The 26,765-nt window shown below is 72.6% G+C and carries 13 protein-coding genes; 7 read left to right on the top strand and 6 right to left on the bottom strand.

Translation table 11 applies throughout. The features are described 5' to 3' along the window. Nucleotides 1-117 precede the first annotated feature (117 nt). Nucleotides 118-13,635 (top strand): IPT/TIG domain-containing protein, encoded by a 13,518-nt coding sequence (locus tag KIH74_RS17115; RefSeq protein ID WP_214156950.1) that lies wholly within the window; start codon nucleotides 118-120, stop codon nucleotides 13,633-13,635. On the opposite strand, the gene KIH74_RS17110 is transcribed toward KIH74_RS17115, so the two are convergent. Then, nucleotides 13,614-14,873, bottom strand: a complete 1,260-nt coding sequence (locus KIH74_RS17110; RefSeq protein ID WP_214156949.1) for an FAD-binding protein — start codon at nucleotides 14,871-14,873, stop codon at nucleotides 13,614-13,616. The genes KIH74_RS17115 and KIH74_RS17110 overlap by 22 nt on opposite strands. Nucleotides 14,874-14,959: 86 nt before the next feature. Here KIH74_RS17110 and KIH74_RS17105 point away from each other — a divergent pair, with 86 nt between their 5' ends. The 6 genes from KIH74_RS17105 (at nucleotide 14,960) to KIH74_RS17080 (ending at nucleotide 22,209) form a co-directional block, all read left to right on the top strand. Then, a complete protein-coding gene (locus KIH74_RS17105; protein ID WP_214156948.1) occupies nucleotides 14,960-16,210 on the top strand; it encodes an FAD-binding oxidoreductase in 1,251 nt (416 codons plus the stop codon). 155 nt (nucleotides 16,211-16,365) lie between these two features. After that, nucleotides 16,366-17,715, top strand: a complete 1,350-nt coding sequence (locus KIH74_RS17100) for a NarK family nitrate/nitrite MFS transporter (protein ID WP_214156947.1) — start codon at nucleotides 16,366-16,368, stop codon at nucleotides 17,713-17,715. Between the two features lie 82 nt (nucleotides 17,716-17,797). Beyond that, entirely contained in the window at nucleotides 17,798-18,940 is a 1,143-nt protein-coding gene (locus tag KIH74_RS17095; RefSeq protein WP_214156946.1) for a uroporphyrinogen-III synthase, read from the top strand. Between the two features lie 25 nt (nucleotides 18,941-18,965). Beyond that, entirely contained in the window at nucleotides 18,966-19,313 is a 348-nt protein-coding gene (locus tag KIH74_RS17090) for a molybdopterin oxidoreductase (RefSeq protein ID WP_214156945.1), read from the top strand. Beyond that, nucleotides 19,310-21,889, top strand: a complete 2,580-nt coding sequence (nirB, locus tag KIH74_RS17085) for a nitrite reductase large subunit NirB (RefSeq protein WP_214156944.1) — start codon at nucleotides 19,310-19,312, stop codon at nucleotides 21,887-21,889. The genes KIH74_RS17090 and nirB overlap by 4 nt, the downstream gene beginning before the upstream one ends. Continuing rightward, nucleotides 21,886-22,209 carry a Rieske (2Fe-2S) protein gene (locus tag KIH74_RS17080; RefSeq protein WP_214156943.1) on the top strand — a complete coding sequence of 108 codons (324 nt, stop codon included), beginning with the start codon at nucleotides 21,886-21,888 and terminating at the stop codon, nucleotides 22,207-22,209. The genes nirB and KIH74_RS17080 overlap by 4 nt, the downstream gene beginning before the upstream one ends. Here the strand turns inward: KIH74_RS17080 and KIH74_RS17075 are convergent. From KIH74_RS17075 to KIH74_RS17055, 5 genes are all read right to left on the bottom strand, one after another. Next, complete coding sequence (locus KIH74_RS17075; protein ID WP_214156942.1) at nucleotides 22,181-22,549, bottom strand: DUF742 domain-containing protein; 369 nt, start codon at nucleotides 22,547-22,549, stop codon at nucleotides 22,181-22,183. The two genes, KIH74_RS17080 and KIH74_RS17075, sit on opposite strands and share 29 nt — an antisense overlap. 3 nt (nucleotides 22,550-22,552) lie before the next feature. Further along, nucleotides 22,553-24,613: a sensor histidine kinase gene (locus KIH74_RS17070; protein WP_214156941.1), complete on the bottom strand. Its 2,061-nt coding sequence runs from the start codon at nucleotides 24,611-24,613 to the stop codon at nucleotides 22,553-22,555. A 227-nt stretch (nucleotides 24,614-24,840) separates the two neighbouring features. Next, a complete protein-coding gene (locus KIH74_RS17065) occupies nucleotides 24,841-25,443 on the bottom strand; it encodes a YdcF family protein (RefSeq protein ID WP_214156940.1) in 603 nt (200 codons plus the stop codon). Further along, entirely contained in the window at nucleotides 25,440-26,222 is a 783-nt protein-coding gene (locus tag KIH74_RS17060) for a fructosamine kinase family protein (RefSeq protein ID WP_372492081.1), read from the bottom strand. The genes KIH74_RS17065 and KIH74_RS17060 overlap by 4 nt, the downstream gene beginning before the upstream one ends. Next, nucleotides 26,219-26,734, bottom strand: coding sequence for a low molecular weight protein-tyrosine-phosphatase (locus KIH74_RS17055; RefSeq protein ID WP_214156938.1), 516 nt, complete (start codon nucleotides 26,732-26,734; stop codon nucleotides 26,219-26,221). Before KIH74_RS17055 ends, KIH74_RS17060 begins: the two co-directional genes overlap by 4 nt. Nucleotides 26,735-26,765: the final 31 nt, after the last annotated feature.

The following is a 26,765-nucleotide window of genomic DNA, read 5'->3' as shown; positions in this document are numbered from 1 at the left end:
AGCCGAGCGTCCCCACCGGTGCAGAACCCGCCGCCGTCGTCCGAATGTGACTGAACCGGAGAAGGTTTCCGGGCCGGTCGAATCGGCGGCCGGGTTCTGTGCCGGTGGGGGTGTGAGATGCGGTCGTCTCGCTCCTCGGGGAGCGCTGCCGCATGGCTGGTGCGCGGCCTGATCGTGGTGGTGCTGGCCTGGGTGCTGGTGCCGATCGCGGCGAGCACCAGTCAGGCCGCCTTCACCGGCTCGACCGTGATGGCCAGTGCCTACGGCGGTCGGGACGTCACCGGGGGCACCACCTACGCGCAGTCCGCCTACCCCACCCCGCCGACCGCCAGCAACGCGTCCGTGGTGCTCGGGCTGATCACGCTCGGCGCGATGAACAGCGCCGCCACCGCCGACCCGCTCGCCGACACCGCCACCTCGTCGGCGGACGCCGGGGGCCTGGCGGTGAAAGTCGGCGTGGTCGAGGTGCTCAGCCTGGCCGACGCGCACGCGCAGTGCTACGCCACCCCGACCGGCGTCACCGGCGCGGCCCAGGCCGGCGGGCTGAAACTGCTCGGGCTGGCGCTGAACAACATCCCGGCCGTGATCCCGGCGAACTACACCATCCAGCAGACCAACCTGATCGGCCAGAACACCGGCTACATCGTGCTCAACGAGCAGATCACCTACCCGACCACCGGCGGCCAGTACCAGCTGGAGGTCAACGGTGCGCACATCGTCAACAAGACGGCAGGCACCAACACCGTCACCAGTGAGCTGATCCTCGCCCACGCGGAATGCGGTTCCACCGCGCCGATCACGCCGACCATCACCTCGGTCAGCCCGAACCAGGGCCCGGAGACCGGCGGCACCACGGTCACCGTCACCGGCACCAACTTCCTGGCCGTCACCGCCGTCAAGTTCGGCACGGCCAACCCGACCAGCTACACGGTCGACAGCCTGACCCAGATCACGGCGGTGGCCCCGGCCGGCACCGGTGCTGCCGACCTCAAGGTCACCAACGTGGCGGGCACGAACGCCAACACCGCGGCGGACGACTACACCTACGTCCCGAAACCCACGGTGACGCAGGTGAGTCCGGCCTCCGGGCCTACCTCCGGCGGCACCACCGTGGTCATCACCGGGACGAACTTCACCAACGTGACGGCGGTGAGGTTCGGCGCCACCGCGGCCAGCAGCTTCGTCCGCAACAGCGCCACCCAGATCACGGCCGTCGCGCCGGTGCGGGCCGCCGGGCAGATCGACGTCACCGTCACCGCGATCGGCGGCACCTCCGACGCGGTGACCGCCGACCAGTACACCTATGTCGCCCCGCCCACGGTCACGAACGTCTCGCCGTCCTCCGGCCCGCTCGCCGCCGGCACTTCGGTGACGATCACCGGCAGCGGCTTCACCGGGGCCTCCGCGGTGCGGTTCGGCGCCACGAACGCGGTGGGCTACACGGTCAACGGCGCCACGCAGATCACGGCGGTGGCCCCGGCGGGCGGCGCGGGAACGGTCGACGTCACCGTGACCACGGTGGGCGGTACGTCCGCCACGTCGGCCTCCGACCAGTACACCTACGTGGCGGCGCCGACCGTGACGGCGGTGTCGCCGGTGTCCGGCCCGACCACGGCCGGCACCAGCGTGGTGATCACCGGCACCAACCTGACCGGGGCCTCCGCGGTCAGGTTCGGGGCGAACCCGGCCACGTCGGTCACCGTGAACTCGGCGACGCAGATCACCGCGACCGCCCCGGCCGGCGGCGCGGGCACGGTCGACGTCACGGTCACCACCGTCGGCGGCACGTCGGCCACGTCCTCCGCGGACCAGTACACCTACGTCACCGGGCCGGTCGTCACCGCCGTGAGTCCCGCCCGGGGACCGCTGGCCGGGGGGACGACGGTGGTGGTCACCGGCACCGGGTTCACGGCCGCGAGCTCGGTCCGGTTCGGTGCGTCGAACGCCACGTCGTACGTGGTGAACAGCGCCTTCCAGATCACCGCCGTGGCCCCGGCCGGGGCGGCGGGCACCGTCGACGTGACCGTGACGACGGTGGGCGGCACCTCCGCGACGTCCACCGCCGACCAGTACGTCTACGTGGCCGCGCCCACCGTCACCGGCCTGGCGCCGGCCGCCGGCCCGATCGCCGGGGGCACGAGCGTCACCGTCACCGGAACCGGATTCACCGGCGCCACCTCGGTCGCCTTCGGCGGGGTGTCCACCACGTCGTTCACCGTCAGCGGCGACACCCAGCTGGTGGTCACCGCGCCGGCCCAGGCCGTGGGCACCGTCGACGTCGTGGTCACGGCACCCGGTGGGACGTCGGCCACCAGCAGCGCCGACCGGTTCACCTACTACGCCGTGCCGACCGTGACGGCGGTGTCGCCCGCCTCCGGCCCGACCGGCGCTGGCACCGTCGTGGTGATCACCGGCACCGGCTTCACCGGGGCGAGCGGGGTGAGGTTCGGGGCGAACCCGGCCACGTCGTTCACCGTGAACTCGGGGACGCAGATCACCGCGACCGCCCCGGCCGGCAGCGTGGGCACGGTCGACGTCACGGTCACCACCCCCGGCGGCACCTCCGCGCCGACCAGCGCCGACCAGTTCACCTACGTGGGCCCGCCGGTGGTCTCGGCGGTCAGCCCGGCCCGCGGCCCGCTCGGCGGCGGGCAGAGCGTGGTGATCACCGGCGCCGGTTTCACCGGGGCGACCACGGTGCGGTTCGGTGCGTCGAACGCGGCGTCGTACGTGGTGAACAGCGCCACCCAGATCACCGCGGTGACCCCGGCCGGCAGCGCGGGCACCGTGGACGTGACCGTGACGACGGTCGGCGGTACCTCCGCCACGTCGTCCTCCGACCAGTACAGCTACGTGAACGCGCCCACGGTGAGCGCGATCTCGCCCTCGGCCGGCCCGGTCGGGGGCGGAACCACGGTCACCGTCACCGGAACCGGGTTCACCGGCGCGACCTCGGTGTCGTTCGGCGGCGTTCCGGCCGCCGGGGTGATCGCGGTCAGCTCGGACACCTCGATCACCGCCGTCGCCCCCGCGCACGTCGCGGGCCCGGTGGACGTCACCGTGACCGCGCCGGGCGGGGTGTCGGCGACCGTCGCCGCGGACCGGTTCACCTACGTCGACCCGCCGGTCGTGACCGGGATCAGCCCGGCCGGCGGGCCGACCGCGGGCAGCGTGAGCCAGGTGATCACGATCACCGGAACGGATTTCACCGGGGCGACCGCGGTGACCTTCGACGGCTACCCCCCGCTGGCGATCCTCGGCGTGACCGCCACGCAGATCCAGGTGCGGGGCGTGCCGCCGCACGCCACCGGCCCGGTGCACATCCAGGTGACCACGCCCTACGGCACCAGCGCCCAGAACCCGGCCGACGTGTACACCTACCAGGGCCCGCCCACCCTCACCTCGGTCTCCCCGGCGAGCGGGCCGCTGGCCGGGGGCGGCAGCACGGTGCTCACCGGAACCGGGTTCAGCACCGCCACCGCCGTCTCGTTCGGTCCCCAGAACGCCTCGTACACAGTTGATTCCGACACCCGCATCACGGCGGTGGTGCCGACCGGATCGGCGGGACCGGTCAACGTGACGGTCATGACGGCCTACGGCACGAGCAACGCGTCGTCCTACACCTACGTGGCCGCCCCGGCCGTCACCTCGGTCTCGCCCGCCTCCGGTCCGGTGACCGGCTCCACCCTGGTCACCGTCAACGGCACCGGATTCACCGGGGTCACCGCCGTCGCCTTCGGCGGGGTCGCGGCCACCGGCGTCACGGTCAGCTCCGACACGCTGATCACCGCCTACTCGCCGGCGGCCCCCGGCGGCAGCGCCGGTCCGGTCGACGTGACGGTGACCACCGTGGGCGGCACCTCGGCGGCCGTCGCGGCCGACCTGTTCACCTACGTCGCCGCGCCGGTCGTCACCGCCCTGACCCCCTCGTCCGGCCCGGCCGCCGGTGGCACCACCGTCGTCATCACCGGAACCTCGTTCAGCGCCGCCACCGCCGTCACGTTCGGGGGCACGGCGGCCGCCTCGTTCACCGTGAACTCGGGAACGCAGATCACGGCGGTCGCCCCGGCACACACCGCGGGCACCGTGGACGTCTCGGTGACGGCGATCGGCGGCACCTCGGCGCCGGTGACCGCCGACCGGTACACCTTCGTCGTCGCGCCCGGCGTCACCGCCGTGGCACCGGCGGCCGGGCCGCTCGCGGGCGGAAACCCGGTGGTGGTGACCGGAACCGGGTTCACCGGCACGTCTCTGGTCAGCTTCGGCGCCACCGCCGCGCCGTCGTTCACGGTGGACTCGCCCACGCAGATCACGGCCGTCGCCCCGGCCGGCCCGGCGGGAGTGGCGGACGTGCGGGTCACCACCGTGGGTGGCACCTCGGCGGTGGTGCCGGCCGACCGGTACACCTACCAGGCCGTGCCGGTGGTCACCGGGCTGTCGCCCGACCACGGCCCGGTCGCCGGTGGAACCCTGGTCGCGGTCACGGGTTCCGGGTTCAGCGGGGCCACCTCGGTGACCTTCGGCGGCGTCCCGGCGTCCGGGGTGATCGCGGTCAGCAACGACGGCCAGATCGTCGCGACCGCCCCCGCACATGTCGAGGGGGTGGTGGACGTGGTGGTCACGGCGCCGGGCGGGGTCTCCTCCGGGTTCGCCTTCCGCTACGTCGGCGCGCCCACGGTCACCGGGACGACGCCGGTGAACGGCCCGGTCGTGGGCGGCACCACGGTCGTCGTCACCGGCACCGGCTTCACCACCGTCACCGGGCCCACCGCCGTGCAGTTCGGGGGCAACAACGCGGCGAGCTACACCGTCGACAGCGACACCCGGATCACCGCCGTCACCCCGGCGCACGCGGCCGGTCCGGTGGGGGTCACGGTCACCACGGGGGACGGCGGAACCTCGGCGGTCACGGCGTCCGACACCTTCACCTACATCGGCGTGCCCGGCGTCACGGCGATCTCGCCCGGCTCCGGCCCGACCGCCGGCGGCACGGTGGTGACGATCACCGGAACCGGGCTCTCCACAGCCACTTCCGTGCGGTTCGGCGGGGTGTCCGCGGGGTTCACGGTGAACAGCGACACCCAGGTCACCGCGACCGCCCCGGCCGGTGCCGCGGGCCTGGCCGACGTCACGGTGACCACGGTCGGCGGCACCTCGGCCACCTCGGCGGCCGGCCGGTTCCGCTACGTGGGCACGCCCACGGTGTCCGGCATCGCGCCGGCCGCCGGGCCGGTGGCCGGCGGGACCCAGGTGGTGATCACCGGTGGCCAGTTCCACGGCGTCACCGGGGTGACGTTCGGCGGCTCGGCGGCGACCTTCACCGTGGACTCGCCCACGCAGGTCACGGCGTCGGCGCCCGCGCACGCGGCGGGAGCGGTGGACGTCCGGGTGGCCACGGCGGACGGGGGAATCTCGGCTGCGGGAACAGTCTTCACCTACGTCGCCGATCCGGTGGTGACCGGGCTGGCGCCCACCTCGGGACCGGTCGCCGGTGGCACCACGGTGGTGATCAGCGGCTCCGGGTTCAGCGGGGCCACCGACGTTCGATTCGGTTCGGTGGCGGCCTCTTTCGTGGTGAACGGCGGAACGCAGATCACCGCCGTCGCGCCGGCCCAGGGTGTGGGAACGGTGGACGTCACCGTGACCGGGCCGTTCGCCACCTCCGCCACCTCACCCGCCGACCGGTTCAGCTACGCGGCCCCGCCGGTGATCGCGTCCGTCTCGCCCGGGTCCGGCCCGCTCGCCGGCGGTAACCAGATCACGCTCTCCGGAAGCGGTTTCACCCTGACGTCCGCCGTGACCCTCGGCGGGGTGGCGGGCTCGGTGCAGTTCGTCTCACCGACCCAGCTCACCGTGACGGTGCCGCCCGGGGGCGCCGGGCCGGTGGACGTGGTCGTCACCACGCCGTACGGCCAGGATCAGCTGACGGGCGGATACCGTTACCGGGCAGCGCCTTCCGTCACCTCCGTGGTGCCCGGTGCCGGGCCGCAGAGCGGTGGGACGACGGTGGTGATCACCGGCACCGGCTTCACCGACGCCACCGCGGTCCGGTTCGGGGCCACGCCCGCCACGCTGTTCACCGTCAGCAGCGACACCTCGATCACGGCCACCGCGCCGTCCGGCGCCGGAACGGTCGACGTCACGGTGACCGGTCCGGGCGGCACCTCGGCCACGTCGGGGGCGGATCGCTACCGCTATGCCGTGGTTCCCGTGATCGCCTCACTGGCACCGGGATTCGGACCGGTCGCGGGCGGCACCTCGGTCACGGTGACCGGCACCGGATTCACCGGGGCCACCGCCCTGACCCTCGGCGGGGTGCCGGTCGCGTTCGCCGTGGTCGACGACTCCACCGTCACCTTCACCGCACCCGGCGGCTCCGGCGACGTCACCCTGACCGTCACCACCCCCGGCGGCACCTCGGGCCCGGCCGGTTTCACCTACGCCGACGCCCCCGCGATCACCGTGATCACCCCCGGCGCCGGGCCGGTGACCGGCGGGAACACGGTGACCGTCGACGGCACCGGGTTCACCACCGGCTCCACGGTGACGTTCGGGGGCGTCCCGGCCGCCTCGCTCCAGTACGTCAGCGGCACCCGGCTGCGGGCGGTGGCGCCGGCCGGGACCGGAACCCAGAACATCGTGGTGACAACGCCTTATGGCACCAGCCCCGGCGAGCCCTACCGCTACGTGGCCGAGCCGGTGGTGAACGTGGTGCAGCCCGGCGCCGGCCCGCTCGGCGGCGGCACCACGGTGACCCTGACCGGCACCGGCTTCACCGACGTCACCGCCGTGCGGTTCGGCACCACACCCGCGACGAGCTTCACGGTCAACGGTGACACGTCGATCACCGCGGTCGCCCCGGCACACGCGGCCGGCAGCGTCGACGTGACTGTCACCAGCCCGGGCGGCACCTCGGCCACCTCGGCGGCCGACCGGTTCAGCTACCTCGTGGCACCGGTCCTGACCTCGCTGGCCCCCTCGTCCGGCCCGGTCGGCGGCGGCAGCACGGTGGTGCTGACCGGCACCGGCTTCACCCCGGACTCGGCCGTGACGTTCGGCGGCGTCGCGGCGGGTTCGGTGCAGTACGTCAGCCCCACGCAGCTCCAGGTGGTGACCCCGGCCGGCGCCGCGGCCGGGCCGGTGCTGGTGCGGGTGAGCACGCCCGGTGGGTCGGACTCCGGGCTGTTCACCTATCGCCAGGCTCCGTCCGTCGGCGGGATCCAGCCCGTCACCGGGCCGGAGGCGGGCGGCACCACGGTCACGATTACCGGCACCGACCTCAGCGGCGCCACCGCCGTGAGTTTCGGGGGGACGCCCGCAGCGGCCTTCACGGTCAGCAGCGACTCCCGCATCGTCGCGACCGCCCCGGCCGGCACCGGCACCGTGCACGTGCGGGTGACCGGGCCGGGCGGTACGTCGGCCACCTCCTCCGACGACGAATACCGTTACGCTCCGGCGCCTTCGGTCAGCGGGCTGTCGCCCACTTCCGGCCCGGCCGCGGGCGGCACCACGCTGGCCCTGATCGGCAGCGGGTTCACCGGGGCCGGTTCGGTGACGATCGGCGGCGTCGCGGTGCCGTTCGTGGTGGACCGGGACGCATCGATCACGCTGACCACGCCGCCCGCGGCGGCGGGGAACGCCGACGTGGTGGTGACGACGCCCGGCGGCACCTCGGCGCCGATGCCGTTCCTCTACGTGGACCCGCCGGTGGTGAGTGCGCTCTCGCCGGATGCCGGTCCGCTCGGTGGGGGCACGGCGGTGACCGTCACGGGGAGCGGGTTCACCGCCGCCTCGACCGTGAGTTTCGGTGGGGTGGCGGCTGCTTCGGTGCAGTACGTGAGTCCGGTGAAGCTGGTGGCGGTGTCTCCGTCGCGGGGTTCGGCGGGTGTGGTGGGCGTGGTGGTGGCGTCGGAGTACGGATCGTCGGTTGCTGGAACGGTTTTCACCTACACGATGGCGCCGACGGTGACGTCGCTCTCGCCGGGGGCCGGGCCGCTGGCGGGGGGAACGACGGTGACGATCGGCGGTTCGGGGTTGACGGGTGCTTCGGCGGTGACTTTTGACGGGGTGGCGGCTGCGTCGTTCGTGGTGAACGGGGATGCGAGTGTCACGGCGGTGACGCCTGCGGGTTCGGTGGGTAATGCGGTGGTGCGGGTGACGACGGTGGGTGGTTCGGACACGGGCGTGTTCCGGTATGCGAATGTTCCTGCGGTGTCGTCGGTCTCGCCGGTCGAAGGGCCGGAGGCCGGGGGTACCGTCGTCACGATCGACGGTTCCGGCTTCACCGGCGCCACCGCCGTGACGTTCGGGTCGTCCGCCGCCGGCTTCACGGTGAGCAGCGACACCCGGATCACCGCGACCGCCCCGGCCGGCACCGCGACGGTGGACGTGCTGGTCACCGCGCCCGGCGGGACCTCGGCCGGAGGACCGGGCAGCCGGTTCCGCTACGCGCCGGTGCCGGTCGTCGGCCAGCTCTCACCCGCGTCCGGTCCGGTGGTGGGCGGCACCGTGGTCACCCTCACCGGGTCCGGGTTCTCCGGCACGAGCGGGGTGACGGTCGGCGGGGCGCCGGTGTCGTTCACGGTGGTGGACGGTTCCACGATCACCGTGACCATGCCGGCCGGGAGCGCGGGGACCGCGCCGGTCGTGGTCACCACACCCGGCGGCGACTCGGTCGCGGTCCAGTTCACTTATGTGGACCAGCCTGTCCTGAGCGCTGTTTCGCCGTCCGTAGGCCCTCTGAGCGGCGGCGCCACGGTCACGGTCTCGGGCACCGGTCTCACCGGCGCCTCGGCCGTCACCTTCGACGGGGTGCCCGCCTCGTTCGTGGTGAACGGCGACACGAGCATCACGGCCGTCACCCCTCCCGGCGTCGCGGGCGCCGCGGTGGTGCGGGTGACCACCGTGGGCGGCAGCGCGACCACGGGCTTCACCTACGCCGACGAGCCGGCCGTGACCCAGGTGCAGCCGGGCACGGGCCCGGTCGCGGGCGCGACCCCGGTCGTCATCGACGGTTCCGGGTTCACCGGCGCCACCGTCGTCCGGTTCGGCATCGTGACCGCGGTTTTCACCGTGACCAGCGACACCCGGATCACCGCCACCGCCCCGGCCCAGGCCGCGGGAACGGTCGACGTCACGGTCACCACGCCGGGCGGCACGTCAGCGGTCTCACCCGCCGGCCGGTACCGGTACGCGGCTGTGCCCACGGCCGGGACCGTCGGCCCGGACACCGGCCCGCTGGGCGGCGGAACCGCCGTGACGCTGTCGGGAAGCGGGTTCACCGGGGCCACCGGCGTCACGATCGACGGGGTGCCCGTGCCGTTCACCGTGAACGACGACTCCACCATCACCTTCACCACCCCCACCGGAACCGCCGGGGCCGTGGACATCGTGGTGACCACGCCGGGCGGCAGTTCGGTGCCGGTGCGATTCACCTATGTGAACGCCCCCGCGATCACCGCGGTCTCGCCGGACGAGGGGCCGATCGCCGGCGGCACGCTGGTCACCCTGACCGGCACCGGGTTCGGTGGAGCCACGGCCGTCGAGTTCGACGGTGTGCCCGCGAACGGCTTCGTGGTGAACAGCGCCACCGAGATCCAGGCCCGCACCCCGGCGCACGCCGCGGGCGGGGTCGGCGTGAACGTGACCGCTCCGGGCGGCGTCTCGAACAACGGCACCTTCACCTACCGGGCGGCCCCGGTGATCGCCTCGCTCTCGCCCGGCTCCGGACCGGTCGCGGGCGGCACGGCGGTCACCGTCACCGGCAGCGGATTCACCGGGGCCGGGAATGTGACGATCGACGGAAACCCGGTCGCCCACACCGTGGTCGACGACTCTACGGTCACCTTCACCACGCCCTCCGGTCAGGCCGGCACGGTGACGGTGGCGATCTCCACCGCGGGCGGCAGCGCGGGCACCGGCTTCACCTATGCCGACGCACCGGCCGTCACGGCCCTCTCCCCGGCGGCGGGACCGCTGGCCGGTGGCACCGCCGTGACCATCACCGGCACCGGCTTCACCCTGGCCTCCACCGTGCGGTTCGGCGCCGACCCGGCGGCCTCGGTGCAGTTCACCGGCCCGACCGAGCTGATCGCGGTGTCCCCGACGGCGACCGGCCCCGGGGTGGTGGACGTGGTGGTCGCCACGGGTTACGGCGATTCCGGAACCAGCGGCACCGAGAATGATTTCGAGTACACCGACTCCGCGCTGATCACCGGCGTGAACCCCGGGTCCGGTCCGCTCGGCGGCGGGAACGCCGTCACCGTCAGCGGTTCCGGCTTCGTCGGGATCACCGACGTCACCTTCGGTGGTCTGCCCGCGCCGAGCTTCACCGTGAACAGCGCCACCGAGCTCACCGCCGTGGTGCCCGCGCACGGGACCGGGGCGGTGGACGTCCGGATCACCGGAACCGGTGGCACGTCACCGATCACGCCGGCGGGCCGGTACACCTACCTCGACGCCCCCACGGTCAGCAGCCTGGCGCCCGATGCCGGGCCGGTCGCGGGCGGAACGACGATCACCGTCACCGGCACCGGCTTCACCACCGGATCCGTCGTCACGTTCGGCGGAAACCCCTCCGGAACAGTGCAGTTCGTCAGCGGTAATCAGCTCACGGTGACCAGTCCGGCGCACCCGGCCGGGGTGGTGGACGTGGTGGTGACCACGCCGGGTGGTTCCTCGGCGGCCGGGCACACCTTCGAGTACCTGACGGCGCCGGTGGTGAGCGGTCTGACGCCGTCCACCGGTCCGGTCTCCGGCGGAACCCCGGTGAGTATCAGCGGTTCCGGATTCACGCCCACCTCCACCGTGACGTTCGGCGCGCAGCCGGCGTCTTCGGTCACCTTCGTCTCGGTGAACCGGGTGGACGCCGTGAGCCCGGCCACGGTGGCCGCGGGTCCGGTGGACGTGGTGGTGACGACGGGGGGAGGACAGTCCGCGCCGGATCCGTTCACCTACCGCGCCCGGCCGGTGGTGAACGTGGTGCAGCCCGGCAGCGGCCCGGTGGCCGGTGGAACCCCGGTGGCGATCACCGGCACCGGCTTCACCGCGGCCACCCAGGTGTGGTTCGGCACCGACGCCGCAACGGCTTTCAGTGTGGACAGCGACACCCGGATCACCGCGACGTCCCCCGCCGGCAGCGGCGTGGTGGACGTGACCGTGCGGACGCCGGGCGGTACCTCGGACCTGTCCGTCGCCGACCGGTTCACCTATCGCCCGGCTCCGCAGATCACCGGTCTGGCCCCGGCCTCCGGCCCGGCGGCCGGGGGCACGGTGGTGATCCTGACCGGCAGCGGCTTCACCGGGGCGACCGAGGTGGCGGTCGGCGGAGTTCCGGTGCCGTTCACCGTGAACGGTGACGGCGGCATCACCCTGACCGTTCCGGCCGGTGCCGTGGGCCCGGAATCGGTGCGGGTGACGACCCCCGGCGGAGCGGCGTCCACCGGTTACGAATACCTCAACACCCCCGGAATCACCGGTGTCTCGCCGTCGTCCGGGCCGGTCACCGGTGGCACGACGGTGACGCTGCGGGGGTCCGGGTTCGCCGGGGCCACGGCCGTGACGTTCGGGTCGGTGGCCGCGGCGAGCTTCACGGTGGACGCCCCGGACCGGATCACCGCCGTGGCCCCGGCCCACGCCGCCGGGCCGGTCGGCCTGACCGTGACCACGCCCGCCGGAACCTCGGCGGCCGAGCCCTACACCTATCTTGCGCCACCCGTGGTGACCGGGGTGGCGCCGGTCAGCGGCCCGGTGGCGGGCGGAACCACCGTGATGATCCGGGGCACCGGCCTGGCCGGCGCGAGCGACGTGACCTTCGAGGGGGTGGCCGCGGCCTCGTTCGTCGTGGTGGACCCGCAGACCGTCACCGCCGTCACGCCGCCGAACCCGGCCGGGCCCGCCGACGTGGTGGTGACGACGCCCGGAGGTGGTTCCGCGCCGGGCCGTTTCACCTACGTGCCGGTGCCGCTCGTGGTCACGCTGGATCCCTCCGCCGGGCCGACCGAGGGCGGAACCGTACTGACCGTCGGGGGTTCCGGGCTGGCCGGGGGAACGGTGACCGTGGACGGCGTTCCGGTGACGCCGGATTCGGCGAGTGACACCGCGATCGTGATCCGCACCCCCGCGCACCCGGCCGGACCGGTCGACGTGGTCGTGACCACCGTGGGCGGCACCTCGCGGGGCACGTTCACCTACGTGGCGCCGCGGTCCGCGCCGGTGCTCTCCTCGGTCACCCCGGCCAGTGGGCCGGAGGCCGGGGGGACCACGGTCACGCTGACCGGGGTGCGCCTCACCGGTGCCACGTCGGTGCTTTTCGGGACGGTCGGGGCGAGCTTCACGGTGGTGGACGATGCCACGATCACCGCGACGGTCCCGGCCGGAAGCGCCGGTCCCGTCCCGGTTTCGGTGATCACGCCGGACGGGACCTCCAGTGGGACGGTGACCTACGTCTACGTGGCGCAGGCGGTGGCCCCGACGGTCACCGCCGTGACGCCCGCGGTCGGGCCGGTGGCGGGCGGAACCCGGGTGACGGTCACCGGCAGCGGTTTCGACGGGCGCACCACCGTCACGTTCGACGGAGTGCCGGGGACGGGCATCGAACTGGGTGCCGCCACAGCGGGATTCCGGATGGGCGACGGTGTGCCCGATGCGATCCGTGCGGCGGCGTCCACCTCCCTGACCGTGCTGACGCCGGCCCACGCCGAGGGACCGGCCGAGGTGGTGGTGGGTAACACCGCCGGAAGTGACACCGCGCCGGACGATTTCACCTACGTTCCGGTGCTGGGTGAGGCCACGATCAGCATGCAGGTGGAGGTGAACACGACCACGGCGGTGGCCCCGCAGGGTTCGCTGTACGCCGGGCTGGAGGTGGCGTCGTGCTCGGCGCCCACCCGGGGCGACACCTCGGTCGGCACCGGCGCCGCGTTCTGCCGCTACTCCGCCCCCGGCACGGTGGGGCAGGACGCCTTCACCATGCAGGTGGTGGACGTGCTCGGACAGCGCACGGCGCAGGACGTGCGGGTCACGGTGATCGACAGCGGTCAGGGCGGTGAGGGCACCGGCGGGGGCGGCGGCAACGAGGGCGACGGTGGTGGTGACGGTGGGACCGGGGGCGAGGGCAGTGGCACCGGTGGCGGCGGGGGCAACGACACGGACGGCGGCACGGAGGACGACACGGGCCGTGGCGGCGGTGGCGGAACGGGCTCGGGCGGCGGCGGGGGTGGCGACACCGGCAAGGGGAACCCGGGCCACGGGAACCAGGGTGACGATCAGGGCGACGATGGCGGAAGTCACGGCACCGGCGGGTCCGGCGGCAACGACGAGCGGGGGGACGACGGAAAGGGCGGTGGGGTGAGCACTTCCACCCCCACACCCTCCGGGCAGGCGTCCGCCCGGCCGTCCGGCGGTCCGTCCGTGACGCCGGCGGCGTCCCCGTCCACCCCGTCCACCCCGTCCACCTCGTCCTCACCGGGGGCCGGCCAGGACGAGGTGACGCCGGTCTACCTGCTTCCCCTGCTCGCCGGCCTGGCCGGTCTGCTGCTGCTCGTGGCTCTGCTCTGGCTGGGCTGGTGGTGGTTCCTGGCGGCCCGTCGCCGGCGTCGTCAGGAAGACGAGGATCAGCCGGCCAGCTCCAGATAGGTGCGGGTGAAGTCGTTGGTGAACTTGCCTGCCGGGTCCACCCGGGCCACCAGCTTCTCGAAATCGGCCAGCCGCGGGTAGAGCGCCCGTACCCGCTCCCGGCCCAGACCGAACACCTTGCCCCAGTGCGGGCGGGCGTCGAAGCCCTCCAGCGCGCCCTCCAGGGCGGCCAGGGCCGGGGCGACCACGCGCAGGTCGTCCACCCAGGTGAAGTGCAGGGCCACGGTGGTGCGGCCGTAGCAGGGGCTGAGCCACAGGTCGTCACCCGCGACGGTGCGGATCTCGGCCACCTGCAACGCGTCCGCGAACCGCGGGGCCACTTCGTTCACCGCGGCCAGCGCCGCGCCCGCCTGCTCCACCGGCAGCAGGAACTCGGACTGGAGCTCGTCACCGCGCGAGGGGGTGAACTCGAACCGGAAGTGCGGCAGCCGCTCGTGCCAGGGACCGGGCACACCGAGCTGCTGCGTGGCGTTCTCGGTGGGCATGCCGGCGATCGGGTGGCGCGGGCCGTCGGCCGGCCGGGCGCCGAAATAGCTTGCGGGGGCGACCGGATCGCCGGCCAGCTGCTTGCGCCAGAGCATGTCGATCACCGGACGCCGCCAGTGCGTGAAAGCGCTGACGCTGTAGGCGCTGCCCATGATCTCGTCGAAGTTTGAGATCAGCGCGTCCAGCGGCAGGTCGTCGTAGACGTACTGACGCACGTCGAAGGCGGGCTGCGCGCGCAGGGTCAGCGCCGTCACCACCCCGGCCAGGCCCATCGCGATCACCGAGCCGTCGAAGTCGTCGTCGCCGGCCGACAGCGTGCGCAGCGACCCGTCCGGCCCGATCAGCTCGATGCCGGTGACGGCGGCGGCCAGGCAGGGGTTGCCGGTGCCGGACCCGTGGGTGCCCGTGGCGGCGGCCCCGGCCACCGAGATGTGCGGCAGCGAGCCGGTGTTGTGCAGGGCCAGCCCGGCGGCGTGCAGGGCGGGCATCACGTGGGCGAAGCGGGCGCTGGCGGTGACCCGGGCAGTGGCGGCGGCGGTGTCGACGTCCACCTCCAGCGGCAGGTCCTCCAGGCTGAGCAGCAGTCCGTCGGTGGCCGCGACCTGGCTGAAGGAGTGCCCGCTGCCGAGCACCCGCACCCGCCGCGCCCCCGCGACGAGCTCCTGCACCTGCTCGACGCGGCCGGCCCGGACGTACCGTTCCGGCTCGAAGACGACGTTCCCGGCCCAGTTGGTCAGCTTGGTCGGCGTCATGCCGTGTTCCTCTCTTCCTGCCCACAACCGTGTGGAGCTGCGTCGATCCTGCCATTCGGGGATCAGCCGCAATAGCGTGGTGGCCCATGAAACTGTGGAACGCGGGGATCACGACGAAGCCCGCCGAGATTGTCCGCTGTGCCACGAAAGAACAGGTCGGCGCCGCGATTCTGGCTGCTCGGCAACGGGGTCTCGCGCTCTCCGTGGCCGGTGGCGGGCACGACTGGGCGGGCCGTGCCGTGCGGGAGGGCGGGCTGGTGATCGACCTCTCACCGATGAACCGGGTCGGTGTCACCGCGGACGTGGCCCACGCCGGCGGCGGTGCCACCTCGCTCGACGTGATGGAGACCGCCGTCACCGCCGGGCAGACCGTGGTCACCGGCACGGTCGGCTCGGTCGGCATGGCCGGGCTGGCCCTCGGCGGCGGTTACGGGCCCCAGCTGGGCAGCGCCGGGCCGGCCTGCGACCTGATCGTCGGGGCCGAGGTGGTGCTGGCCGACGGCCGGGTGGTGTTCGCCGACGCCGAGCACGAGCCCGACCTGTTCTGGGCCCTGCGGGGCGGGGGCGGCAACTTCGGCGTGGTCACCGACCTGCGGCTGCGGCTGCGCCCGTTCGCCACCGCCCTGGCCGGGTCGGTGCTCTTCCCCTGGGACCGGGCCGGGTCGGTGCTGCGCGGCTGGGCCGCCCTGGTGCCCGGCGTGCCCGACGAGCTGACCGTGCACATCGCGTCGCTCGGCCTGCCCGACGGCACCCGCGTGCTCGCCCTGAGCCCGACCTGGGTGGGTGGTGCGGCCCAGGGCGAGCGGTGGGTGGGTGACATCGGCAAACTGGGGACGACGATCAGCTCACAGGTCGCCCGGATTCCCCTGACGGAGCAGCTGGTGGCCACCGAGCGGCTCTTCGCCGCGGACGGCCGCAGCTGGTACCTGCGCACCCGCAGTCTGCCGGCGCTCACCGATCCGGTGATCGATCTGCTGGTGGAGGCGGGGGACTCGGCCGTCGGTGCGGACGACGCCTTCGCCATGCACCACTTCCACGGCCAGGCCACCCGGGTGGCGCCCGAGGCAACGGCTTTCGCGGAACGTCACGAGCACTTCATGCTCGAGCTGGTGGCCGGCTGGCGGGACGGTGACCCGCAGCCGCACCGGGAGTGGGCCCGGCGGATCTGGCGGGACGCCGCCGCGCACGCCCTGCCCGGCGGCTATCCGAACGTGCTCGGCCCGGACGACCACGACCAGATCGCGCGGGCCTGGGGCACGAACGCGGAACGGCTGACCCGGGTGAAGCAGAAGTACGACCCGGACGGCGTTTTCACCGGCATCCCGCTTCCTTCGTAGGGGACGCGCGGGCGCACCTCACAGCGCGGGGGCGGCGCTGAGAGAACAACGTTGCGACCGGGTAACGACGGCGAGGTGGCCGGGTAACACGCGATTCCTAACGTCGGGAACCGCGCGTCGTCCTGCTATGGACCCCTTCGCCCGAGGAGCCCCTGATGGCCGAGACCATCGCCGTACCCGCAACAGCCCCCACCGCCGGCCGGTGGATCGACCACTGGGACCCCGAGGACCCGGTGTTCTGGCAGGAGACCGGCAGGCCGATCGCCCGCCGCAACCTGATCTTCTCGATCTTCGCCGAGCACATCGGCTTCTCCGTCTGGCTGCTCTGGAGCATCGTCGTGGTCCGGCTCGGCGACGTCGGCTGGAACCTGTCCACCAGCCAGACCCTGTGGCTGACGGCGGTTCCCAGCGGCGTCGGGGCCTTCCTGCGCCTGCCCTACACGTTCGCCGTGCCGAGGTTCGGCGGCCGCAACTGGACCGTCGCCTCGGCCCTGCTCCTGCTGATCCCCTGCGCGGGCCTGGCCTGGGCCGTCGAGCGGCCGGAGATCGGTTACGGCACACTGCTTCTGATCGCCGCCACGGCCGGTCTGGGCGGTGGCAACTTCGCCTCCAGCATGGCCAACATCTCGTTCTTCTACCCGGAGAAGGAGAAGGGCTTCGTGCTCGGCCTGAACGCGGCCGGCGGCAACCTCGGCGTGGCCGTGGTGCAGAAGCTGGTGCCGCAGGTGATCGTGCTCGGCAGCGGCGTGGCCCTGGCCTGGGCCGGTCTGATGTACATCCCGCTGGCCGTGATCGCCGCCGTCTGCGCGATGCTGTTCATGGACAACCTGACCGACGCGAAGACCGACGCCAGGCCGTACTGGCGCTCGCTGCGGCACACCGACACCTGGGTGATGTCGCTGCTCTACATCGGCACGTTCGGCTCGTTCATCGGCTACTCCTCGGCCTTCCCGACCCTGCTCAAGACCGTGTTCGAGCGCCAGGACATCGCCTTGACCTGGGCCTTCCTCGGGGCCGGCATCGGCTCGCTGGCCCGCCCGCTGGGTGGCCTGCTGTCCGACCGGATCGGCGGGGCGCAGGTGACCGTGGCCAGTTTCGCCGGGCTCGCGGTCGGCGCCTTCGCGGCCCTGTGGTCGGTGCAGCACCAGAACCTGGCGCTGTTCTTCGTCAGCTTCATGTTCCTGTTCGTCGCCACCGGCGTCGGCAACGGTTCCACCTACCGGATGATCCCGCGGCTGTTCCACTCCCGGGGCCAGGCGGCCGGCGGCTCTCCGGAGACGATGCTGACGATGCGCCGCGAGGCCGCCGGGGCGCTCGGGGTGATCAGCTCGATCGGGGCCTTCGGCGGGTTCCTCGTCCCGATCTGCTACGCCTGGTCCAATTCGCACTACGGCAGCATCCAGCCGGCGCTGAAGTTTTACCTGGCCTTCTTCCTGGTTCTCCTGGCCGTGACCTGGTTCCGCTACGTCCGCAGGGGGAGTCTTCCGTCCCGCGAGGGGATTTGATCCACGTCCGCACCTGACTGTGCCGAAGACGGCGGCCAGCTTAGGGTTTGGCAGCCGTTAACTCCCGGAGGTGTGCACAGTCATGGTCCCCGACGGCCCCCGCGAGACCCTCACCGGGTTCTCCGTACTGCTCACCTGCGACCGGCGCGCCGACGAGCTGGCCGCCAACTTCGCCCGGCGTGGGGCCGGGGTGATCCAGGCCCCGACCCTGCGTTACCTGCCTCTCGAAGAGGACGACGAATTGATCGACGCGACAGCCAAAGTGGTGCAGCAGCCACCGGACGCCGTGATCGTCACCACGGCGATCGGGTTCCGCGGCTGGATCGAGACCGCCGACTCGGTGGGCCTGGCACCGCACCTGCTGGAGGTGCTCGCCGAGGCGCGCATCCTGGCGCGCGGTCCCAAGGCCCGCGGGGCGATCCGCGCCGCCGGGCTGATCGAGAGCTGGTCGGCCGCGTCGGAGACCACCTCCGAGGCGGTGGACTCGCTGATCGCCCGGGGGGTGGCGGGCCGCCGGGTGGTGGTGCAGCTGCACGGCAGTCGCGACGAGGCGCTGCTCGACCGGCTGCGGCTGGCCGGGGCCGAGGTGGTGCCGGTGCGGGTGTACCGCTGGGGCCCGGCGCCCGACCCGGTGGCCGTGGAACGCTCGATCGAGGCCACCTGCAACCGCACGGTCGACGCGGTGCTGTTCACCAGTGCCCCCGGCGCCGAGGCCTTCCTCGCGGCGGCCGGGCGGATGGGCCGTCACGAGCAGCTGGTGGCGGCCCTGCGCACCGACGTGGTGGCGGCCGCGGTCGGCCAGATCACCGCGAAACCCCTGATCGACGCCGGGCTGAGCCCGCTGATCCCGGACCGGGGCCGGCTCGGTGCGCTGATCCGGGCCACGGTGGACCATCTGACCGGCACCCGGGTGCGCTCCCTGCGCACCGCCGCCGGGGTGCTGGAGGTGCGGGGCCAGGGCGCCCTGCTCGACGGCACGCTGCTCACCCTCTCGCCGGCGCCGATGGCGATCCTGCGCGAGCTGGCCCGCCGCCCGGGGCACGTGGTCGACCGGGCCACGCTGCTGACGGCGCTGCCCGGGGCGGGCGACCTGCACGCCGTGGAGGTGGCGGTGGCCCGGCTGCGGGCGGCGCTCGGCACGCCGGCCCTGGTGCAGACCGTGGTGAAACGCGGGTACCGGCTCGTCGTGACATCCGACCCCGCGGTTGCCGGGGAACCGACCTAGACCAGCACAACGAGGAGAACCCACCATGCACAGCAGTCCGCGCTTCCTCCAGGGGATCTACGCCTTCACCGGGCAGGGGCAGCACAAGCCCGGCCCCGTCGACCCGGCCCTGTCCTACACGGTGCCGGAGGGAAAGACCGCCCAGGCCCTGTACTTCCGGGGCGGGAACTCCGCGGCCGAGCTGATCACGGTGGTGCTGATGCGCGACGGCTCACCGATGCGCTACTTCCCGATCGGTGCCCGCTCGGACGTGCACGTGCCGCTGCGGGTGGTCGAGGACCTGCTCGGAGGAACGGTTCTCGAGCTGCACGTGGCCGCGCCGGAAGAGCTCGACGGCACGCTGGTGATCGACTTCGGGCTGGTGGAGGTGTGAACGCGAAACGGCGCCTGGTCGTCGTCGGCAACGGGATGGCGGCGGGCCGCACGATCGAGGAGATCCTCGAACGGGGCGGCGGCGAGATGTTCGACATCACCGTGTTCGGCGACGAGCCGTACGGCAACTACAACCGGATCGCGCTCTCCCACGTGCTCTCCGGCGAGGAGGAGGAGTCCGGCATCTTCCTCAACGACCTGGCCTGGTACGAGAGCAACGCGATCACGCTGCGGGTTCCGGTGCGGATCGACCGGATCGACCGGTTCGCCAAACTGGTCTACGGCGACGACGGAAGTGCCACTCCCTACGACGTTCTGGTGATCGCCACCGGCAGCCGCTCGTTCGTGCCGCCGATGAACGGTGTGCGCCGCGACGACGGCAGCCTGCTGGAGGGCGTCGTCGGGTTCCGCACGCTCGACGACACCCGCGAGATCGTCCGGCTGGCCCAGGCTCACGAGCGGGCCGTGGTGATCGGCGGCGGTCTGCTGGGCCTGGAGGCGGCACGTGGTCTCCAGTCGCACGGGGTGCGGGTCGAGGTGCTGCACGCCATGGGGCACCTGATGAACATGCAGCTCGACGAGCAGGGCGGCGGAATCCTGCGGCGCAGCATCGAGGCGATGGGGATCGGGGTGCGCACCGGTGCCCTGGCCTCGCAGGTGGTCGGGGACGACCGGGTGCGCGGGGTGCTGCTCAAGGACGGCACCGAGATTCCCTGCGACCTGGTGGTTCTCGCGGCCGGCATCCGGGCCAACGTGGAGTTCGCCGAGACCAGCGGGTTCACCGTGGAACGCGCCGTGGTGGTGGACGACCGGATGTGCTCGGCCGACGACCCGGACGTGTTCGCGGTGGGTGAGTGCGCCCAGCACCGCGGCGAGGTCTACGGCCTGGTCGCACCGATCTGGGAGCAGGCCCGGGTGCTGGCCGACGTGCTCACCGGCGCCGCCCCCGACGCCGCCTACCACGGCTCCCGGATCACCACGAAGCTCAAGGTGGCCGGGGTCGACGTGGCCTCGATGGGGATCACCGCGCCGGAGCGCGACGACGACGAGTTCGTGGTGTTCAGCGAGCCGCGCCGGGGCGTGTACAAGAGCGTGATCATCCGTGACGGGCGGCTGGTCGGTGCCACCCTGGTCGGTGACGTGAACAAGGTGTCGTTCCTGATCCAGGCCTTCGACCAGGGGCAGGAGCTGCCCGAGGAGCGGGTCAACCTGCTGTTCGACCTGGGCACCCCGGCGGCCGAGGTCGGGGTGGCCGAACTGTCGGACGACGCACAGGTGTGCAACTGCAACGGCGTCAGCAAGGGCACGCTGGTGAAATGCGTTGCGGACGGCACCAAGACGGTGTCCGGCGTGATGGACCGGACCCGGGCCGGCAAGGGCTGCGGCTCGTGCAGGTCGCTGGTGCGGCAGATCGTCGAGTGGGCCGCCGGCGACGACGTGCGGAACGACCCGGCGGAGCACTACTACGTGCCGGGCGTGCCACTGGCCAAGCCCGAGCTGATGGCCGCCATCCGGGATCTCCGGTTGTATTCGGTGTCAGCGGTTTTCGAGAAGCTGGCGCCGGGTGGCAACCATGACGCGAAGAGCAAGATGGGCCTGACCTCGCTGCTGCGCACGATGTGGCCGGACGACTTCGTGGACGAGCGCGACGGCCGCTACATCAACGACCGGGTGCACGCGAACATCCAGCGCGACGGCACGTTCTCGGTGGTGCCGCAGATGAAGGGCGGCGTCACCTCGATCGAGCAGCTGCGCACCATCGCCGACGTGGCGGAGAAGTACCGGGTACCGATGATCAAGCTGACCGGTGGGCAGCGCATCGACCTGCTCGGCATCCCGAAGGAGGACCTGCCCAAGGTCTGGGCCGACCTGGACATGCCCTCCGGCTACGCCTACGGCAAGAGCTTCCGCACCGTGAAGACCTGTGTCGGGTCGGACTTCTGCCGGTTCGGCCTGGGTGACTCGACGGCGCTCGGGGTGGCGATCGAGACCCGGTTCCAGGGCATCGAGTCGCCGGGCAAGGTGAAGATGGCGGTCAGTGGCTGCCCCCGCAACTGCGCCGAGTCGCTGGTGAAAGACATCGGCGTGGTGGCGGTCGACGGCGGCCGCTGGGAGATCTACGTCGGCGGTGCGGCCGGTGCCCACATCCGCAAGGGCGACCTGCTGGTGACCGTGGACAGCCCGGAGGAGGTGCTGCGGATCAGCGGCCGGTTCCTCCAGTACTACCGGGAGAACGCCAAGTGGCTGGAGCGCACCTACGCGTTCGTGCCGCGGATCGGCCTGGACCACATCCGGGACGTGGTGGTGCACGACTCCGAGGGCATCGCCGCCGACCTGGACGCCCGTATGCAGGAGACCGTCGAGGGTTACCGCGACCCCTGGAAGGAGGGCCGGGAACCGGCCGTGCCCGGCCAGTTCCGGCCCTCGCTGCCGCTGATCTCGCTGCCCCAGGTGCCGGTCCGCGACGGCAGCACGGCCCTGGGCGGCAGGGCCGGGCGCTCCACGCGGCACGACCCGCGCCGTCCTCTGGACGTCGAGCCGAAGACCGAGCTGACGATCGAGGGAGCCCAGGGATGACCACGCTGTCGACCCGTGTCGTGCTGGGCCCGGTCGGCCAGATCCCGCCCGGTGAGGGCCGGGCGTTCGATCTGGGAGGCCGGATGATCGCCGTGTTCCGCCTGCGCTCGGGCACGCTGCGGGCGGTGCCCGCGGCCTGCCCGCACGCCGGTGGCCCGCTGGCCGACGGGCAGATCGACGACGCCGTGCTGATCTGCCCGCTGCACCTGAACACCTGGGACCTGGCCACCGGCTGCTCCCGGTCGGGTCAGCCCGACCTGGAGGTGCTGGACGTGTGGGAGGAAGACGGCCTCATAGCCGTTTCAGCCCTTCGAGGATGAGCATCAGCAACCGCGGGTCGCGTTCCGGCATGCTGGAACCGGCCACCAGGTAACCGTTGTCGAGCAGATCGCTGATGATCACCTTGGCCACCGCCATCGGCAGCCCGGAGTAGGCGGCCACCTCGGCGATCGAGAGCGGGTTGCGGCACAGCTCCAGGATCCGGCCGTACTCGGCGTCCGGAACCTGCGGGGACACCAGACCGTCGCGGGTGCTGACCATCTGGAACAGGTCGAGGTCGCGATGGCTGGGGCTGGTCCGGCCGCGGATCACCGAGTACGGCCGGACCAGCCGCCCACCGTCCTCGTCCATCCAGACGAACTCGTCATCGTCGTCGTCCACGGATCACGTGCCCTGGGTGCCGTTGGTGGGGCGGGGGACGGTGAGGGATGCCGGGAACAGCTGAGCCATCGACAGCCCGGGCATCGGGATCGGCCCGGTGCCGCCGACGGTGCTGCCGGGGGTGCTGAGCGGGTCGATCAGCACCGGCATCGGCAGCAGCACCACCGCGATGGTGCCGCCGTAGGCCACGGATTCCCGCAGGGTGACCCGGATCTCGTGACGCGCGGCGAGGCGACCGACCACGAACAGGCCCAGCCGGGTGTCCGCCGACAGCGCCACGTCGCCGAAGTCCGGCACGTCGCTGAGCTGCCGGTTGAGCTGGTCACGCTGCTCGGCCGTCATGCCCAGGCCGCGGTCCTCGATCTCCAGCACCACACCCTTGCCGACGATCTCGCCGCGCACCTCCACCGTCGACCCCGGAGGGCCGAAACTGGTGGCGTTGTCGATCAGTTCGGCCAGGATGTGGATGATGTCGGCAGCCCGGTCGGAGGCGACCCGCACCTCCGGAACCCGCCGGGAGATCACCTGCTCGTAGTTGATCGTCTCGCCGGTCGCGCCGCGCACCACGTCGATCAGCGGAACCGGCTGGCTCCAGCGCCGTCCCGGCTGTTTGCCGCCGAGAATGACCAGGTTCTCCGCGTGCCGCCGGGCCCGGGTGGCCAGATGATCCAGCTGGAAAAGCAGTTTCAGGTGGTTCGGGTCCTCCACGTGCTCCTGGGCCTGGTCGAGCAGCTTGAGCTGCTGGTAGGCGATGCCCTGGGTGCGGCGCGCGATGTTGAGGAACACGTCGCGCGTGCCGGCCCGGGCCCGGGCCTCGTCGGCCGCCGCCCGCACGGCGGTGTCCTGGGCCTCGTTGAAGGCCTCGGCCACCTCCCCGATCTCGTCGTCACCGTGCTGGAGCGGCGACAGCGCGATTCCGGGTTCCTGGCCTTGGCGCAGCGCTTTCACCGCCTCGGGCAGGCGGCTGCCGGACAGCCGGCGGGTGTCGTCGCGCAGATCGCGCAGCCGCTGCGCCACCCGGCCCGACATCCGCACCGCCACCAGCACCACGACCATGCCGATCATCAGCAGCGCGGCACCCACCACCCAGGCCCGCACCTCCTCGTCGTGCACCTGGGTCTCGCTGCGCTCGGCGGCCGCCGCGGAGTGCTCGGCGTAGAGCTTGGCCACCTGGGCGCCGACGTCGTTCATCGTGGCCCGCCAGGCGGCCAGCCCGACCGGCGGCCAGGCCTGCTTGCGGATCGTCGAGGCCGGCGCCCCGGCCTGCTGGAGCGCCAGCCGGCTGTTCAGGGCGGACTGCACCTGGGTGATGGTCTTCCAGCTGTTCCCCGACATGATCGTCGTCAGCTGCTGCTGCTCGGACGCCGGCAGGATCGCCTGGAGCGCGGCGAGCTGGGCGTGGTAGGCGCCGGACCGCTCCTGGTACTCCTCGACCAGCGGGTCGGGCAACCCGTCGCTCTGGATCGCCACCTCGGTGAGAGTGATGCTGCGCCAGAGCGATTCGGCGCCGTAGAAGAGGTCGACCGAGGTCAGCTGGTCGTAGGCGGAGGCGGCGTCGGGCGCCTCCTGCGTGGCGGTGCGCAGGCTGGCGCCGAACCCGGCGATCATCTCGCTGTAGGCCGAGTAGGCGGTGGCGACGTCCACCTGGCCGGCGTCGATGCCGGCCCGCAGCTGGGCCAGCTGGTCGCCGTGCTGGGTGAGCGACCCGATCTGGCGCTGCACGCTGGTGGAGTCCGAGGCGCTGGCCAGCGGGCCGATGATCTGGGACACCTGGGCCAGGCCCGCGTCCACCTGGGCCCGGGCCTCGGCCAGCCCGGTGTCCCCGGCGCCGACCAGCTCGGTGAGGGAAAGCCTGCGCTCCTGCTGGAGTCCCAGGATCACCAGGCCGGCCGGCTCGGAGGCGTCCTTCACCGTCTTCTGGAGCGAACTGCTGTCACGGGCCTGGATCGCCAGGTAGGTGGTCACGGCCATCGCGACGGCGAGCAGCGAGATGCTGGGCACGAGCACGATGGCGAGCAACTGCCGGCGGATCGTCGGGCGGCGGGAGGCGAACGGCCTGGACAACGATGTCCGGGGCAGGAGGCGGGGCAAGCGGCGGGACATGAGGGCGACCTCTCGGGACGGTTCCGGCGGCTCGGCACGGTCGGGTGCCTCGATGCGCGTGGTGAGGGGGTGAACCTGTCCGAAGAGTTATGGCGGTGCGGGGTTACAGCGCTACGTCATAGGCCGGAACATAGCGTGATTGTCCGGTCAAAACTGCCCAAAGGTGCCTCTTTGATCTTGGGGAGGTTTCAGCACCCTTGCTGGAAGGCCACCTTGACGTAGCCGAGTGTTTGGCGGACGTACTGATAACTCCAGTTCACCGCGGGGATGTGCAGAGGGGCCTCGACCAGGTACAGGGTGCCCGGGAAGCATCGCGCGGTGATCGTGCGGGCGCGGCTGATGTGATATCTGGCGGCGACCACGGCCACCTCGTCCCAGCCGTTCTCGGCCGCCAGCCGGCCCAGTTCCCGGGCCTCGCCGCGGGTGGTGCGCGGTGACGGGTCGAAGCAGATCAGCCGGTAGCCGGTGGGTTTCGAGGCGCACAGGTCGTGCACCTGGTGGAAGGCCGGCTCCCGCGGGTAGGGGTTGGAGATCAGCACCACCGGGGTGATGCCCCGCTCGGCCAGCCCCTGGGCGTAGAGGGCCGTCTCCGGCCGCCCACCCAGCGCCAGCACCGCGTCCACCCGGGAGTCGTCGTCGAGGGTGTCGGTGCGCGGGAAGGAGTACAGCCGGGCCCCGGTGGTGCCCGCGGCCGCGACCAGCACGACGAGGGCGACGGCCAGTCCCCGGGTCCAGCGGTTGCGGAAGAACGGCAGCACGGTGGTCACGGCACCCCGTGGTCGCTGGGTCATGCCAGGGCCCCGGCGGCCTCGGCCGCACGCACGGCCTGTTCACCGTACGACGGCCCGAACAGCACGGCATGCACCAGGAGCGGGTGCAGCTGGTGCAGGGGCGCGCGGTCGGCCCAGCCGTCGGGCAGCGGGGCCGTGCCGGTGTAGGCGTCGAGCACGAGATCCAGGTGCGGCAGGCCGAACAGGGCCAGCATGGCCAGGTCGGTCTCCGGGTGACCACCGTGGGCCGCCGGGTCGATCAGGAGCGGCCCGTGCGTCGTCCACAGCACGTTGCCGCTCCAGAGGTCACCGTGCAGCCGGGCGGCGGGCACCTCCGGCCCGGTCAGAGCCGGATCGCCGTGGTGCAGGCGCTCGCACAACCTGAGGACGACGTCGAGCCCGGTCCGGCTCAGGCCGCCGTCGTCGGCCGCGGCGCGGGCGAACGGCTCGACCCGGCAGCCGGCGTAGAAATCCCCCCAGTGCGAAGGGCTTTCCGCCAGATGAGGTAGGGGCAGGGTGGCGATGAAGCCGTCGCCGAGGCCTGGTGGCGGGGCGCCGTGGTGCGCGGCCCCGGCCCGGTGGGTCAGGGCCAGGCGACGGCCGAACTCCCGCGCCTGCTCCGGGGTGGGGGCGGCGGTGGGGTAGCGGGGCAGGGTGATCGACGTGGCCGTCACCTCCAGCACCTCGGCCACCGGCAGACCGCCGTCCGCGGTCGCCGCGCCCAGCCAGCGCAGCCCGGCCGCCTCGGTCCGGTAGAAGCCCTCGGCGGCGTGCGGGTCGCGCTTGGTGAAGGTCATCAGGCCGGATGCTCCGTGCGCTCGGCGAGGAAGTCCACCAGCCCGTCGGCCGCGGCCTCGATCTGCTCGATCATCTCGGTGAACTCGTGGTTCTCGGCGCTGCGGTCGTAGTACGGGTCGGGCACGTCCAGCCGCCGGTCGTCGTGGTCCAGGTCTTCGAGGTCGGGGTCGAACGAGCGGAGCAGCCGGATCTTGGCCGCCGACTCCTCGTCGGGAGCGAGCGCGTGCAGGATGCGGGCGTGGCCGCGGTCCATCGCCACGATCAGGTCGCGCCCGGCGAACCAGTCCTCGTCGAACTGCCGGGCGACGTGCCGGGTGCCGTCGTACCCGGCGTTCTTCAGGGCCTGCACCGCACGCTCGTCGGCCCCGTCGCCCACGTGGTAGCTGTCGGTGCCGGCCGAGTCCACGTCGACGTCCAGCCCGGCGTCCTGCGCCCGGGCCCGCACGATCACCTCGGCGGAGGGGGAACGGCAGATGTTGCCCGTGCAGACGAAACAGATCCGGTACGCCGACATGGAGTTCATTGTCGCAGCACCGGATCTGCCC

Origin of the sequence: Kineosporia corallincola (genome assembly GCF_018499875.1) — a bacterium.
Taxonomy (GTDB): Bacteria; Actinomycetota; Actinomycetes; order Actinomycetales; family Kineosporiaceae; genus Kineosporia; species Kineosporia corallincola.
This window is presented reverse-complemented; position numbering and strand designations above follow the sequence as displayed.